This window comes from Marinobacter sp. AN1, assembly GCF_026013985.1.
Taxonomy (GTDB): Bacteria; Pseudomonadota; Gammaproteobacteria; order Pseudomonadales; family Oleiphilaceae; genus Marinobacter; species Marinobacter segnicrescens.
This window is the reverse complement of sequence record NZ_CP110342.1, coordinates 1,503,370-1,518,013: the sequence shown is the minus strand read 5'-3', so window position 1 is coordinate 1,518,013 and position 14,644 is coordinate 1,503,370. Positions and strand designations below refer to the sequence as shown.

Sequence of the window (14,644 nt, the reverse complement as noted above, 5' to 3'; positions counted from 1 at the left end):
CTGACCATCAGGACCGGGGCTTTTTTTGGCGCTGGACTGGCAGGAGCCGGACGGATCAGACTGTCAGGTAACCGCCATCCACATTGACACAGGTACCGGTGGTGTAGCTGGAAGCATCAGAGACCAGGTACAGGACCGTGCCTGCCATTTCATCCGGATGCGCCATACGGTGCATGGGAATATGCTCCATGGCACGCTCACGGATGCTGTCATTGGTGGTCAGGGCGCTCGCAAACCTGGTGTCGGTCAGGCCGGGCAGCAGCGCGTTGACGCGGATATTGTCCGGGCCGAGTTCGCGGGCATAGGCCCGTGTCATGGCAATAACCGCCGACTTGGTGATGGAGTAAATGCCCTGCATGAAACCCGGTGTCACGCCGTTGACCGATGCCACGTTCACGATGGCCCCCGGCTGGCCCTTCTCCTTCATCAGCTTGGCCGCTTCGGCACACATGAAGAAATAACCACGGATATTCACGTCCACTGTCTTCTGGAAGGCCCCCAGATCCGTTTCCTCGATCTTGCCGAAGTACGGATTGGTGGCTGCATTGTTCACCAGGATATCCAGCTTGCCATGCTTTTCGCGTATGTGTTGCCAGATGGATTCCAACTGTTCCATTTCCCCAATGTGGCAGGCCACCGCTTCAGCGCTGCCGCCATTTTCGCGGATACTGCTGGCCACGGCCTCGCAGCCATCGATCTTGCGACTGCTGACAATGACGTGGGCGCCATTGTCCGCCAGCAATCGGGCAACGCTTTCACCGATACCCCGGCTGGCACCGGTAACCAGGGCCACCTTGCCATCAAGGTCGAACAGGTTCTGTTTGCTCATGTATACGCTCCTTCAGTCAATCGTTGATCCATCAGCGGAAAGTGACCAGGTCCTGCCCTTCCGCCTCCAGGTGGCTGTAATTGTTGAATACCGCCAGACTGCGTCGCCGTCCCGAGTACAGCACACGGGTAACACTGGTATTGGCTATCACCTCGTTCAGCGCCAGTGCCTTGCTGTCACTGAGTTCCAGCAGGCTCTGTATGATCACAGCGATAGGGCCGCCGGAGGTAGACACGAAAACATCGCCACCATTGGCCCAGCCGATCAGCTCATCCAGCGCGCCATTAACCCGGGCCTTGAACTCCACCCAGCTTTCCGGGTACTCACCATCATGGTCGCCACTGACCCAACGCTGGACCGCCTGCGTAAAGGTCTGCTGGAAGGCTTTCGCCGGATGCCCGGTAGCGGCCAGGTCCGCCTGCATGCGCTCCCGGTCTGCCCACTCGGGCCGGAAGCGGTGCACCACAGAGGTGTGATCGAATTCGTTGAAGCCGACAGCCACCTGCATGTCGGGAAACGGTGCCCGGTAGCCAGATGCAATGGCCTCCACGGTTTCCCTGTGGCGCTGCATATCCCCACCAATCACCACGTCCGGGTGTACCCTGCCCGCGAGCCAATGTCCTAGTACACGTGCCTGTTCCCAACCCGTTTCAGACAACTGGTCATAATTGTGATTGCCAAAACTGGCCTGGCCATGCCGTATCAGATAAATCGTCGCCACAAGTCAGCCCCCTGCCATGCGTTTGATCCAGCGCCGGCTTTCCCGGTGCATGATATAGTCAAAGGCCCAGGGTGCATGGCGTTTGAGAACCCACAAGCGCCTTTCCTTCTGATGGGGCAGAACCCAGAAATCCCCCTGGCGAACAGCCCGGGCGATATCGTCCGCGACATCCTCCGCACTGACAGACGACCGCTTCATCAGTCCATTGATATTCTGCTGGATTCCCGGCAGGTCCGAGCGCATACCGCTGGCCAGGTTGGTGCGGAAGAACGACGGACACACACAACAGATGTGTATGCCAGCGTCCCGCAACTCCAGGCTCAGGGTTTCTGACAACGCGATCACGCCTGCCTTGGACACGTTGTAACTGCCCATCATGGGCGCAAGCATGAGACCTGCCATGGACGCGACATTGACAAAGGTACCGCTGCCCTGGTGCTTGAACAGCGGGGTAAACACCTTGCAGCCTCGAACGACTCCCAGCAGGTTGATGTCCAGTATCCATTCCCAGTCAGCAATGGTGGAGTCCTCGATGGACCCGGCGGTGGCCACGCCCGCATTGTTGACCACGACATCCACGCCACCCCAACGTTGCTCAAGTTCCGACCGCACTTTTTCCAGGTCCGTCAGCCTGCGTACATCGCAAGGCAGGAACAGCCCTTCGCCACCTGCCGCATTGATCTCGTCCTCCGTAACCATGCCGTCTTCCGGGTTGACGTCACCGATGCAGACTTTCGCACCCTCACGGGCATAATGCAGCGCCAATGCCCTACCCAGGCCGCTGGCACCACCGGTAATAAAGATTCTCTGGGACATTCCGGGAAATCCACTCAAATTTGTCGTAACGGGCCAGTCTAGTGGGGCACCAAGTATTACGCGACTGAATTATTCTAATCCGTTACTATTATCGAAATTCATTCAGTAGCGAGACAGCACCCTGATGGCCTCAAACCGGTTAGATCTTAACCTGCTTCACGTATTCGATACCATTTACCGGGAAGGTAGCCTGACCCGTGCGGCCCGGGCGCTGAACCTGACCCAGCCCGCGGTCAGCCACTCTCTAGCCCGCCTGAGAGACCATTTCGACGACCCGTTATTTTCGCGCCAGGGCAACCGGATGGTCCCTACACCACTGGCACGACGTTTCGTGGAGTCCATGCGACCTGGCCTGAACCAGATTCACAGTGCCGTAAACCAGTTCCATGCCTTTGACCCTTCCAGCCATCGCAAAACCTTCGCCCTGGCTCTGCGCGACGTGCTGGAATCCACTTTCCTGCCCCAGCTGGTTACCCGGCTGAACGACTACCCGGAGATCGAGATCAACAGCCAGCGGGTGGCCCGAAGGGATATGGAAAGTCTGCTGGCTGCAGGCCGACTGGATTTCGCTGTGGACGTGCTGCTACCGATCAGCGACCAGACTGCCCACGAGCAACTGCGAAAGGATCGGCGCGTGGTCATCGCCAGGAAGGGGCACCCGCTGGAGGGTCAGGACCTCACCATGGACAAGTACCTGTCCGCAAAGCACATCCTGGTGTCATCAAGGAATGAAGGGCCTGGTATCGAGGACTTCGAACTGTCCCGAATGGGACTGCAACGCCAGATCCGCCTCCGGTGCCAGCATTACTACGCCGCCTGCCAGGTCGTCGAGGGTTCGGACCTGCTACTGACAATGCCGGAAGGCTACGCGCGTCAGATGACTGCGCGGTCCGATACCTGCATCCTCAACCCACCCGAGGGGTTGCCAGACGTTGATATTCACCTTTACTGGCACCAGGCTTACGAGAAAGAACCAGCACTATTGTGGCTGAGGGAGCAGTTTCACGCCGTGGCGACGGACTACTAGGGCGGCGCCTGAGCCAGGTCACCTGCGAAAAGGCTCAGAAAACCCCGACCACCCAGAGGAAACCGGCAAAGCCGGCACCGGTCAGCACCAGGGCCAGGCTAACAACGCCGAGCCCCCACCAGACCGCGGCAGCGTCTGACACGCCGACATCATGGGCCCTGACAGTGCGGTAAAACGCCCAGGGCCCCAGCAGGAAGGCACCGAAAACCGCAAACACCAGCCCCAGGCACACGCCAGTGAACGTCCAGGTAGCCAGCGCCGTGGCTCGGTCGTTCAGGTTATCAGTGACCTTGTGGCCCTGCAGGAACTTCCGGCAAAGCAACCAGATGAGGCCGTAGAGCACAGCAACAAAGGCAATGCCGCCAATCAGCGTAATGAGACGATAAAGCACCGGGCCTAGCCCCCCTGCCCAATATCCGGAAAACAGGGTTCCGGCAGGGTCTCGAACCCGGGCCTGGCAAAGAGATAGCCCTGGAACAGGCGAATTCCCCGGGTGCGGAGCCAGGCATACTCCTCCACGGATTCAACACCTTCTGCGACGATGCGCCCGCCAAGCTGGGTCATCATGGTAATTATTCCGTTGACGACAGCCTGTTTGTTGGGCTCACGGTCGATATCGCGGATCAGCCCCATATCCAGTTTGAGCAAATCCGGGGGGCTGGCCGTCATCAGGTTGTAGCGGGAAAAGCCGGCGCCGAAATCGTCGATCGCCGTACTGAAACCCATCCCCTGGTATGCCTTGATGATAGACACCAGGTGATCGACCGAAGACAGGTCTTCACCTTCCGTCAGTTCGAAGATGATCTTTCGGGTGTCAAAATTGTAGGTTTTCGCGGCAGCCAGCGTGGTACGGATACAATATTCCGCCTGGTACACAGCGTTGGGCATGAAGTTGATACTGAGCATGGCCTTCATACCCAGGCGGGCGGCGAGCTTGACCGCCTTGACCCTGCAAACCTGGTCAAAGGAATAACGATTCTGCTCGTTTACCTGTGACAGAACGCTCCAGGCACTCTCACCACCGGTGCCCCGCACCAGCGCTTCATAGGCAAAGACAGACTCGTCAAACACGTCAACGATTGGCTGGTAAGCAAACGAAAACTGGAAATCCAGGCCCTCCCCACAAGCACACTGGCCACAATGGGATTCATCAAACAATACTTCTGGCCGCTCCACGCATGCTCCTATGTGTTAGCGAGTAGGAAAGCCTGCTCCTGCATGAAGCTTTACACACAGGAACCCCGTTTCACTATAGACACCCGGCGGGGGTCCGTAAATGTATTAAAAGACTGACGAATCCAGCCTGCCTGACTACACTGATCCAGAGGCCCGGAAGGCGCCTTGGCTCTGCTCCCGGAGCCCTTGCGTTTTCAGTCTGACAAGAGTACCCGTATCCGGGTACCCGTTCTGCAAACAGTTGTAAATTCGCAGCTCATGGAGTGTTGATCTATGCCCGAGCCCCTGCGCATCGCCGTAACGCCCGGCGACGGAATTGGTCCGGAAGTCGTGACCGAGGCGGTTCACTGCCTGGAACGACTGCGGGAGAAACACCAGCTTCCCCTGGAGTGGACACGGTTCCCCTGGCCATCCCACGCCTGGCATGAGCAACATGGCGAGGTAATGCCCGCTGACGCCTTGCAGCAGCTTGCGCGCTACGATGCCATTCTGTTGGGGGCATTGGGTGACCCGGGGCCCATGGATGACCCGGATCGTTACCTGCTTCCGGACAGCGTATCCCTCGCCCCGTTGCTGGAAATGCGCAAAGGCTTCGACCAGTGGGTTTGCGAACGGCCAGCCCGGCTGCTGCCCGGCGCGCGACAATACCTGGCCGACGACCGGGCGCGGGACATTGACATGCTGGTGATTCGGGAGAACAGCGAAGGCGAGTACGTAGGCCAGGGTGGCCGCCTGCGTCAGGGCACCGAACATGAAGTAGCGACCCAGATGGAGGTGTTCACTCGCCGGGGCACAGAGCGCATTATCCGCTATGGCTTTGAACAGGCCCGCCAAAGGGCCGAAGCGAGGCGTGCCGAGGGCCGCAAGAGGGAGTTTCGCAGCCCCCAATGCCGGGTCAGCGAAAGCCAGGTCTGCTTGATCACCAAACGCAACGCCCTCCGCTACTGGGGCGACATGTACACCGAAGTCTTCCAGGAAGTTGCCCGGGACTACCCCGATGTCGCCACCCACCATGAACTGATCGATGCAGCCTGCATGAAATTCGTGCAGGCCCCCTGGGCCTTTGATGTGGTTGTCGCCAGCAACCTGCAGGGCGACATCCTTACCGACCTGGCCGCAGTGCTGTCCGGCGGCATGGGGGTAGCGCCCTCCTGTAACCTGAACCCGGACAACCCGGACATGCCATCCATGTTTGAGCCCACCCACGGCAGCGCGCCGGACATCGCTGGCCAGGGCCTGGCCGATCCCACCGCGATGCTGTTTACGACTGCCCGCATGCTCGACTGGCTTGGCCGTAAGGAACCGGTGTTGGCAAAGGCCGGGCAGGAACTGTTTGACGCCATGGCCGCGGACCTGGCGGAAAACGGCGGCACACAGCGGGATACCCGTACAATCGGAGACTCGGTCCTGGCCAGGTTGGGTTAAACCGGACATAAAACAATGATGCATCCGGCCTCGGGTCCGTGGCAGAATCCTCACCCACTGACCCTTGGGGCGTAGGCAATCCTTACGCCTCCCCGGAAAACAACGAACGAGGTATCGATGGGCAAGCCTGCGGTAATCGGCCTGACCGGTGGCATCGGAAGCGGAAAATCCACTGTAGCAAAGATGTTTGGTGCACTGGGTGTGCACTGGGTAGACGCCGATATCGTGGCGCGAGAAGTGGTAGAACCGGGGTCACCCGCACTGGCAAGGATTGCTGAACACTTCGGCGACCATATCCTTCAGCCCGATGGCAACCTTGACCGGGCGGCTTTGCGCACCATTGTGTTCAGGGACGCCAATGAACGTGAATGGCTGGAAGCCCTGCTCCATCCTACCATTCGCGATGAGTTGGCCCGCCAGCTGCAACCGGACCACTACGACTTACCCTACGTGTTACTGGTTTCTCCCCTTCTGCTGGAGACGGATCAGCATACCCTTGCAACCAGTGCCATCGTGGTGGATGTGCCAGTGGAAACCCAGATCGACCGGACCATGAGCCGCGACGATAATGACCGCGAACAGGTGGAACGGATCATCGCCGCCCAGATGCCACGGGAGCACCGCCTCAGCCGCGCTGACTACGTGATCCGTAATGACCAGCCCCTGGCTGAGGTGGAAAAACAGGTGCAGGAACTGCACAAGCAACTTCTGGACAGCTGTCGGGGATAGATATTGGCGCTCCTTCAATCTGCTGTCCATCGCTACCGGCTGCCGGCCATCGCCCTTATGCTGGCGTTGGGGCTGGGCACACCGGTCCTGGCCGAGCCGTCGGTATCGGAATCCCTGTCACCGGACAACCTGCCTGCCGACTTCTACACCTTTACCCCGGAAGAGTTCTGGCGGGAACCCCGCGACTCCTACTGGTTGAATTTTTCCAACTGGGTGATCCACCACGAGCACGTACAGTCTGAACGTATCCAGATTCTGGGGGCCTGGGCTGATCGCACGTTGTCCGGCAATGCCCGGTCACTGCCCGGCAACGAAAGTTACCTGAGGCTGGGGCTGGCCGCCGAGTCCGAAACCGGCAAACTGGCCAGCGTTGAGCCTGAAGCCCGCTTCAGACTCGACCTGCCCACGGCCGAAGAGCAGCTGAGGGTAGTACTGGAGAGCGAAAGCGATGAACTGGTTCCCCTCGGAGAGCGCCGTCGCAGCCGACAGCTTACTGATGACCAGCGCTCCGACAGCGATGCCACCGGGGCACTGCGCTATCTGTCGGTCATCTCGGACACAATCAACCTGAGCAACGATATCGGTGCCCGGCTGCGCTTTCCCCCGGACGCTTTCTGGCGAGCCACGGCGCGGGGGGACTGGCGGCTGTCGGACTGGCGCGTGGGCGCACGTCAGCGGGTCTATTATTTCCACCAGGACGGCTGGGGCGCATCGTCCTGGCTCGGATTCGGCAGGGACATTGGCAATGGCTGGACCTTCCTGGCCAGCTCCGAGGCAGTATGGGTACACGATGAGCGCCAGTTCGACCTGGCCCAGATCCTGGATTTTCACAAACGGCTCAATAACCGCTCGGAGCTGAACCCCCGGTTAGGTGTACTCGGTGAAAGCCAGCCCACATGGCGGCACACCGGCTACTTTGCAGATGTTACCTGGCGTTACCGTCTCTATCAGGACTGGCTCTTCGGGGAGGTCATTCCCTCGGTTGAATTCCAGCGAGACAATGACTTCAAGGAACACACCGCCTTGCTCGTGCGCCTGGAGATGTTCTTCTCGGGCCGCATCCTGTCACGCTGAGTTTCCCGCAAGCCAAGGAGCTACTGTGCCGCGCCACCCTGCCAGACCTGCCCAAGAAGCTCTCACGCTGACGCCCATCGCAATAACCCGGTCCTGCTTCCGGGACAAGTTTGGCGTGCCCCGCCAGCCTGGCCTGACCCGTCACGCCTGGGCGGAGCTGGTTATCCAGCCCCCGTTCAATCGGGAGGATGCGTTCAGGGGACTGGAAACCTGCAGTCACCTGTGGCTCACCTTCCAGTTCCACGAGGCGGTCAGGGCTGACTGGCGACCAGTGGTCCGACCTCCCCGACTCGGCGGCAACCGCAAGGTCGGCGTTTTCGCCAGCCGCTCGCCCTTTCGCCCCAACAGCCTTGGCCTCTCTGTCGTCCGCAACGAGGGACTGACCCGGCGTGAAGGCGAGCTGATATTACGCATCCGCGACCACGACCTCATAGATGGCACCCCCATACTGGACATCAAGCCTTACCTGCCCTTTGCCGACGCCATCCCGGATGCTCGCATCGGCTGGGCCGGCGAAACGGCACCGGACCGGCTGCCCGTCCGGTTTTCTGATGAAGCCCTGTCCCAGCTTGCCGCCCTCCCCGGAGAGCACTACCCTGATCTGAAAGGGTTGATCGAGGATGTGACCTGCTATGATCCAAGGCCGTCGTTCCGCCGTGGCCGGCAGGACGAAGAACGGATCTACGGCGCTCACCTTTATGACCTGAATGTCCGTTTCAGGTTTGACACTGTCGGTGTTGTTATATTGACAGTCTGTTAGACTGCCGTATGGAATTCTGTATCACAGGGAAACATGTGCCTTGTCTGCATCCAGAGTGATTGCTGCCGTGACCCGAGCGCTCAGCGTACGCCCGCTGGCCGCGCGGCTGCTGGCCTATGTATTACTCTTCAGCCTGGTGGTCGCACTTGTCGCCACAGGGCTGCAGCTGGCCGGTGAGACCAACCGTCGCTTTGATGAAATCCGTAATCTCCAGCAGAAGACCGCCGAGATTATTGAAGGCAACCTCAGCCAACAGCTGTGGCTGATGAACTTCGACGAGGTGGAAAGTATGCTGGGTGACCTGCTCGCCTTCGAAGTCATCCAGCACGCGGAGATCACCACCACCAACGGGCAACAGTTCAGCATCGGCGAGTACCCGGAAGGCGATGTTATCACCCACGAACACCCGTTACGGATTACCGGCTCCACGGTAATCGACACGCCGACGCTCGGCCGGCTCGTGCTGACCTCATCATCCGACCAGGTCCAGACTGCGGTACGGGACCGGGCGCTCACCCTGCTGCTGTTCCAGTCCATCGTGGTCATGCTGGGCACCCTTGGCCTGCTGGTTATTGTGCGCTTCATGCTGTCCCGCCACCTGGAGGCCATGGCCGCCTATACCACCCGGCTCAACCTGGATGCCCTGATCGAACCCCTGCGCCTGCAACGTAGGCCACCGTCACGACCGGACGAGCTCAGCGAGATGGAACAGGCCCTGAACCAGATGCGGGAACGCCTTCTCGAGGAAACCCGGGACCTGCGCCAGGCCAGCCGACAATCCATGGACGAGCGGGACGAGGCGGTTCGCGCCAACCACGCCAAGAACCTCTTCCTGGCCAACCTGAGTCACGAGTTGCGGATACCCCTGCAATCGGTGCTGGGCTATGGCAGTCTGTTGCAGGACACGCGAATGGACCAGGAGCAGAGGGATTACGTTGACACCCTGCTGAACGCGGCAGAAGGCCTGTCTGCCATCATTAACGATTTGCTCGATATTTCCAGCATCGAGGCCGGCAAACTTGAGCTGGATGAAATCCCGTTCGATCTGCGCGAAACCCTCCATGACCTGATCAGCATGCTTGGTCCCAGGGCGCGGGAAAAGGGCCTGGCGCTGGAGCTGAGAGTGGATGACAGCCTCCCCGCCCAAGTCGTGGGAGACCCGATCCGCATTCGGCAGATACTGCTCAACCTGACGTCGAACGCCATCATCTATACCGATTCAGGCCACGTCCTGATCAGTGCGGAAGTGCTTGGGCGCAAGGGTGGCCGATCCCAGGTGCGGTTGTCGGTGGAGGATACCGGCACCGGGATCAGCGCGGAAAACCTGCCACTGATTTTCGAGCCCTATGTCCAGTTCGACGTCCGGGCCCGGCGCCAGTTGCCAGGTGCCGGCCTCGGGCTGACCATTTGCCGGCAACTTGTCAGCCTGATGGATGGCCACCTGGACGTGGAAAGCACCCCCGGCGAGGGTTCAACCTTCTGGGCAGAACTGTCCCTGGCGGAAGCCAGCCAGGACGCCCCCAGAAGCCGTACCAGCCTTGGCCATGTCCGGGGGCGCCGTATCCTGGTGGTTGATTCCTATGCGCTGTCCAGGAAAATCACCCTGGAGATGCTCGCGCGGCTGGAGGTCGATATCGAAGCTGTACGCTCCGGCGCTGAGGTACTGGCCACCCTGACCACCGCCGGCGAAGCTGGCACGCCCTTTGACGCCGTCATACTGGACGGCTTTGTCCCGGACATGGAGAGCGATCTCCTTTGCCGCAAGATCCGCGAGAACCCGGCATGGCAGGACACCCGAATCTTTGTCCTCTCCGCCAACCCCCAGCGGGGCGATGGCGAACATTTCCGGGAAGCCGGGGCTGACGCCTTCCTCAGCAAGGCGCTGCGAGAATCCCGGCTGGCGCCCATGCTTAACCAGTTATTCGAGGATGCGGATCAGGGTGATCGCCGCTTCCTGACCCGCTTCTCGTTGCAGAAACCGATGCCGCCCCTGCCTGTGCCAGCTCCGCTACCCTGCGGCCCGATGCAGGTCTTGCTGGCCGAGGACAACCCGGTTAACCGGGCGCTGACACAACGATTACTGGAAAAACTGGGTTGCCAGGTAACCACTGCGACCGATGGCCAACAGGCCCTGGAGGCCTGGCAGCAAGGCAGCTTCGACCTGATCTTCATGGACTGCATGATGCCCCGGCTTGATGGCTACGAAGCCACGCGGCAGTTACGGGCACAGGAAGCCCGGAGCGGAGCGGAGCACACACCGGTGGTCGCCCTGACAGCCAGCGCCATGGAGCAGGACGAAGAGCACAGCCGCCAGGCAGGCATGGACATCTTCGTGGCCAAGCCGGTTAACATCGACATGCTGAGGGCAGTTCTGGAACAATACTGCGCGGAACACAAACCGGAAACTGCGCGAGAAACCTGATGCAAGTAGATTGCCCCACCTGCAAGAAACCCGTTGAGTGGAACGACAAGAACCCTCATCGTCCGTTCTGCTCCGACCGTTGCCGCCTGATCGACCTCGGCGCCTGGGCCAGCGAAGACTACCGTATCCCCTCCCAGCAGCCGGTATCGGAAGACGATCTGCTGGACTCACTGCAACAGCAGGGCTCAGACAAGCCCCACTGAATCGTCCGCCGGCTGAACGGAGTTTAAGTTGAGCACCACCAGCACCGTCGGTAGTATGCGGAAGCGTAACTGACGTGATCCGAGAAGAATGATACAACCAACTTTCAGAGGTATCCCATCATGCTGTTCAGGACTTCTGCCATTGCCCTGCCTGTCGCCCTCTCCCTGGTGGCAGCGCCAGCCATTGCCGCCGATGCAGACTTCAGCCTGACCAATGAGTCCGTAAAGGGTCAGATGAATTTCTTTGACGCCCGCTCGGACATCCAGGCAGGCGCAGGCTATACCTATCATGAAGGCAGCCGCCACCTGATCAACGGCGACTTCCACGCCCAGGGGCGCACGGCGTTGGGCAATCTGCCCACAACAGCCGGCATCGGTTTCCGCGGCCTTGCGTGGGACGACGACGATGACCTGGATGGCGGCGCGGTGGGTATCGGCGGCTTTGCCACCGTGAATATCCCCAACGTTCCGGGCCTGTCCTTCACCGGCAGCGCTCACTATGCGCCCAGCATCCTGTCGTTTGGCGACTCCGATGACCTGACGAACCTGGAACTTCGTGCCAGCTATCGCGTTATCCGCAACGCGGATGTCTTTGCCGGTTACCGGTACATTAACACCGACCTGGATAACAGCAACGGTGATATCAACCTGGATGAAGGCGTCCTGGCTGGCATCAAGATTTTCTTCTGATACAAACCTGAACAGAATTATCCTCGTAGTCACTGGTACACTCCCGATTACCGGAACCAGCTGCGAGGATTCGAATGTCTGCAGGTTTGAGAAGTCTGATGTTGTTTGTGCCCCTGGCGGCGGTAGCGCTCTGGGGCACACTGTACTCTCCCCCTCCCCTGGACCGCACCGCTCCGGACGACGATATCGAGCTAGCCTCCTTGCCAGACCTGCCGGACTGGATTCTTGAACCCCTGCCCAACTTCGACCTCTACCAGGATGTCACCGAGAAAAAGGCCGCCTTCTTCTCCTACCTCTATAGCCGTACCGTGCTGGTTAACAGCCGGATATTGCTGGAACGTCAGCATCTTCAGGCACTTCAGGCCAAGGAGTCACTTGATGATGCCGACAGGGACTGGCTCGCAGCCCAGGCCGAACGACTGCGGGTGGACGAAGACAATGGTAGTGATGAGATGTTCCGTTTGCTGTTGAGACGGCTGGATACCGTCCCGCCTTCACTGGTACTCGCCCAGGCCGCAAACGAATCGGCCTGGGGTACCTCCCGCTTTGCCCGGCAGGGCAACAACCTTTTCGGCCAGTGGTGTTTCTCCCGTGGCTGCGGCCTGGTGCCGCTCAACCGCCCTGAAGGAGCCAGCCACGAAGTTGCGAGTTTTCGCTCTGCCTACCACTCAGTGCGGGCCTACGTGCAGAACCTGAACCGACATCCCGGCTACAGGGCGCTTCGGGACCTGCGAGCCACCATTCGTGAGAAGGGTGAGCATCCCACCGGTGTGCAACTGGCCGCCGGTCTGGGCAGCTACTCGGAACGAGGCGAGGAATACATCCGGGAAATTCGCAGCATGATCCGGTACAACAACCTGGTGTGGTACGACCAGAAGTACCGGGACATCATCGTCCACCGGGACAACATCGAGGGCCTTCTGGAGCTGGCAATAGCCCCGGAAGAGCACCTCCAGCCTGACTATCAAACATCACCGGATACAACATCGGCCAACTGAAAAGGCGCCCTGACGTCAGGCCTTGTGCGGAGCCCCCAGGTACTCCCGTGACTGCATTTCCAGCAGCCGGGACTCGGTCCTCTCAAACTCAAAGCCCAGGCGACCGCCGGCATAGAGGTCGGTGATCGGCGCTTCCGCGGAAATGATCACCTTGACGTTGCGGTCGTAGAACTCGTCAATCATATTGATGAAGCGACGGGCCTGGTCGTCCTTGTCACGACCCAAAACCGGCACATTCGACACTATGATGGTCTGGAACTCCCGGGCCAGCTCGATGTAGTCATTCTGGCTTCGGGGGCCATCACACAGCTCCCGGAACTCAAACCAGACCACATCATCGGCATGGGCCCTGGCCTGCAACTTGCGGCCATTCACTTTCAGGTTAAGGGAGTGGCTGGCAGCCTCCACCGCCAGGCTGTCAAAGCTCCGCCTGAGGCTGATATCCGCCTGCTCGTCCAGTGGCGAGTGGTAAAGCTCTGCCTGTTCAAGGGTCCGCAGACGGTAATCCACGCCACCATCCACATTGACCACGTCGGTGTACTTCTTTACCAGGTCAATGGCAGGCAGGAAGCGGGCGCGCTGCAGGCCATCCCTGTAGAGACCGTCCGGCTGGATATTGGAAGTGCACACTAGCGAGACCCCCCGACTGAACAGTCCGTCCATCAGGGTAGCCAGGATCATCGCGTCGCCGATGTCGGACACGAAGAACTCATCAAAACAGATTACCCGGGCCTCATCGGCAAAGCGGGCGGCGACCTTCTCAAGGGGGTTCTTCTCCCCCTTCAGCTGCTTCAGTTCATTATGGACCCGTTGCATGAAACGGTGAAAGTGGACCCGCATCTTGCGTTCGAAGGGCAGCGACTCATAGAAGGTATCCATGAGATAGGTCTTGCCACGGCCGACGCCTCCCCAGAAATAGAGGCCCTTGACCGGCTCTTCCCGCTTTTTACGGACTTTCAGGGAAAACTTCTTCAGTGGCCTGGCGCGCTCGTTTTCCGCTTCCACCAGTCGCTCGTACAGAGACTGCAGCCGTCTTACGGCGTCTTCCTGCGCCGGATCCCGTTCAAAATCCGGTCGCTCAAGGTCTTGCTGGTATCGTTCCCAGGGTGTCATTCAGAGCCTTCCCCTTTCAGGATCAGGTATCGGGATGAAAAATCGGCGCGGTATTGTCGCAGATTTACGGAGTTGCCGCCATTTTACGGAGCGCGACGGCATTAAGACTTTCGCAGGGACACCAGCCCATGGGCAGGCCCGGTGCTAAACGGGTATACTCTTTTTCATAAGGACTTCCAACAGGACGAGCACTCTATGACAAACCTGATTCTGGCCGCCGTTGCCGCTCTCGCCGCAGGACTGATCATCGGTCTGCTGATTGGCCGTTCCAGCCAGGGTTCCACCCTGCGCCAGCGCCGTGCCGAGCAACAGATTGAAGAACTGCGCAACGAATACACCCGCTACCAGGCCCAGGTGAACGAGCACTTCATGGAGTCGGCTCACCTGCTACGCCGGTTCAACGATGCTTTCCGGGATGTAAACCACCATATGGCCCGTGGTGCCAACCGCCTGGCCAACGACGACGAATGGCTGGAAGAACTGGAGCAGGAGAAGCGCCGAGCCCGTCTGACAGACACCAGCGCCGATTCGGGCGATGTAGCGGAACCCCCGCGGGACTATGCCCCGAAAAAGGATCCGGAAGAGAAAGGCACCCTGGCGGAAGGCTACGGCCTCACCGATGAGGAAAAGGCAAAGGCCTGATGCCAGCCTGCGCGGCTCT

General features: G+C 59.8%; 16 protein-coding genes. 10 read left to right on the top strand and 6 right to left on the bottom strand.

Translation table 11 applies throughout. The features are described 5' to 3' along the window. Positions 1–55: 55 nt before the first annotated feature. The 3 genes from LJ360_RS06930 to LJ360_RS06920 are packed head-to-tail and all read right to left on the bottom strand — an operon-like array spanning position 56 to position 2,366. Positions 56–829, bottom strand: coding sequence for an SDR family oxidoreductase (locus LJ360_RS06930; RefSeq protein ID WP_091849076.1), 774 nt, complete (start codon positions 827–829; stop codon positions 56–58). Positions 830–860: 31 nt separating this feature from the next. Beyond that, positions 861–1,550, bottom strand: a complete 690-nt coding sequence (locus LJ360_RS06925) for a histidine phosphatase family protein (protein WP_264995666.1) — start codon at positions 1,548–1,550, stop codon at positions 861–863. Between the two features lie 3 nt (positions 1,551–1,553). After that, on the bottom strand, positions 1,554–2,366 hold the full coding sequence (locus tag LJ360_RS06920; protein ID WP_091849078.1) for an SDR family oxidoreductase: 813 nt from the start codon (positions 2,364–2,366) through the stop codon (positions 1,554–1,556). 124 nt (positions 2,367–2,490) lie between these two features. Between LJ360_RS06920 and LJ360_RS06915 the strand changes: the two genes are divergently transcribed. Further along, positions 2,491–3,393, top strand: a complete 903-nt coding sequence (locus LJ360_RS06915; protein WP_264995665.1) for a LysR family transcriptional regulator — start codon at positions 2,491–2,493, stop codon at positions 3,391–3,393. A 34-nt stretch (positions 3,394–3,427) separates the two neighbouring features. On the opposite strand, the gene LJ360_RS06910 is transcribed toward LJ360_RS06915, so the two are convergent. Both LJ360_RS06910 and LJ360_RS06905 read right to left on the bottom strand, forming a co-directional pair. Beyond that, positions 3,428–3,784, bottom strand: a complete 357-nt coding sequence (locus LJ360_RS06910; RefSeq protein ID WP_091849080.1) for a hypothetical protein — start codon at positions 3,782–3,784, stop codon at positions 3,428–3,430. 5 nt (positions 3,785–3,789) lie between these two features. Further along, positions 3,790–4,569 (bottom strand): EAL domain-containing protein, encoded by a 780-nt coding sequence (locus LJ360_RS06905; RefSeq protein ID WP_177185994.1) that lies wholly within the window; start codon positions 4,567–4,569, stop codon positions 3,790–3,792. Between the two features lie 273 nt (positions 4,570–4,842). Here LJ360_RS06905 and LJ360_RS06900 point away from each other — a divergent pair, with 273 nt between their 5' ends. The 8 genes from LJ360_RS06900 (at position 4,843) to LJ360_RS06865 (ending at position 12,870) form a co-directional block, all read left to right on the top strand. Next, the gene (locus tag LJ360_RS06900) at positions 4,843–5,994 is read left to right on the top strand and encodes an isocitrate/isopropylmalate dehydrogenase family protein (RefSeq protein WP_264995664.1); all 1,152 of its coding nucleotides are present in this window, start codon (positions 4,843–4,845) and stop codon (positions 5,992–5,994) included. A gap of 117 nt (positions 5,995–6,111) precedes the next feature. Beyond that, complete coding sequence (gene coaE / locus LJ360_RS06895; protein WP_091849082.1) at positions 6,112–6,723, top strand: dephospho-CoA kinase; 612 nt, start codon at positions 6,112–6,114, stop codon at positions 6,721–6,723. Between the two features lie 3 nt (positions 6,724–6,726). Further along, entirely contained in the window at positions 6,727–7,797 is a 1,071-nt protein-coding gene (locus LJ360_RS06890; RefSeq protein WP_264995663.1) for a hypothetical protein, read from the top strand. 25 nt (positions 7,798–7,822) lie between these two features. Continuing rightward, the gene (gene tsaA / locus LJ360_RS06885) at positions 7,823–8,557 is read left to right on the top strand and encodes a tRNA (N6-threonylcarbamoyladenosine(37)-N6)-methyltransferase TrmO (protein WP_264995662.1); all 735 of its coding nucleotides are present in this window, start codon (positions 7,823–7,825) and stop codon (positions 8,555–8,557) included. Between the two features lie 40 nt (positions 8,558–8,597). Further along, positions 8,598–10,979 (top strand): response regulator, encoded by a 2,382-nt coding sequence (locus LJ360_RS06880; protein WP_264995661.1) that lies wholly within the window; start codon positions 8,598–8,600, stop codon positions 10,977–10,979. Continuing rightward, entirely contained in the window at positions 10,979–11,182 is a 204-nt protein-coding gene (gene yacG, locus LJ360_RS06875) for a DNA gyrase inhibitor YacG (protein ID WP_091849092.1), read from the top strand. Before LJ360_RS06880 ends, yacG begins: the two co-directional genes overlap by 1 nt. A 120-nt stretch (positions 11,183–11,302) precedes the next feature. Beyond that, positions 11,303–11,872 carry a YfaZ family outer membrane protein gene (locus tag LJ360_RS06870; RefSeq protein ID WP_091849093.1) on the top strand — a complete coding sequence of 190 codons (570 nt, stop codon included), beginning with the start codon at positions 11,303–11,305 and terminating at the stop codon, positions 11,870–11,872. A gap of 74 nt (positions 11,873–11,946) precedes the next feature. Next, positions 11,947–12,870 (top strand): glucosaminidase domain-containing protein, encoded by a 924-nt coding sequence (locus LJ360_RS06865; protein ID WP_091849094.1) that lies wholly within the window; start codon positions 11,947–11,949, stop codon positions 12,868–12,870. A gap of 15 nt (positions 12,871–12,885) precedes the next feature. Here LJ360_RS06865 and zapE read toward each other — a convergent pair whose 3' ends face one another. Beyond that, positions 12,886–13,983 (bottom strand): cell division protein ZapE, encoded by a 1,098-nt coding sequence (zapE, locus tag LJ360_RS06860; RefSeq protein ID WP_091849095.1) that lies wholly within the window; start codon positions 13,981–13,983, stop codon positions 12,886–12,888. Between the two features lie 195 nt (positions 13,984–14,178). Here zapE and LJ360_RS06855 point away from each other — a divergent pair, with 195 nt between their 5' ends. Beyond that, positions 14,179–14,625, top strand: a complete 447-nt coding sequence (locus LJ360_RS06855; protein WP_264995660.1) for a YhcB family protein — start codon at positions 14,179–14,181, stop codon at positions 14,623–14,625. The last annotated feature ends 19 nt before the right edge of the window (positions 14,626–14,644 follow it).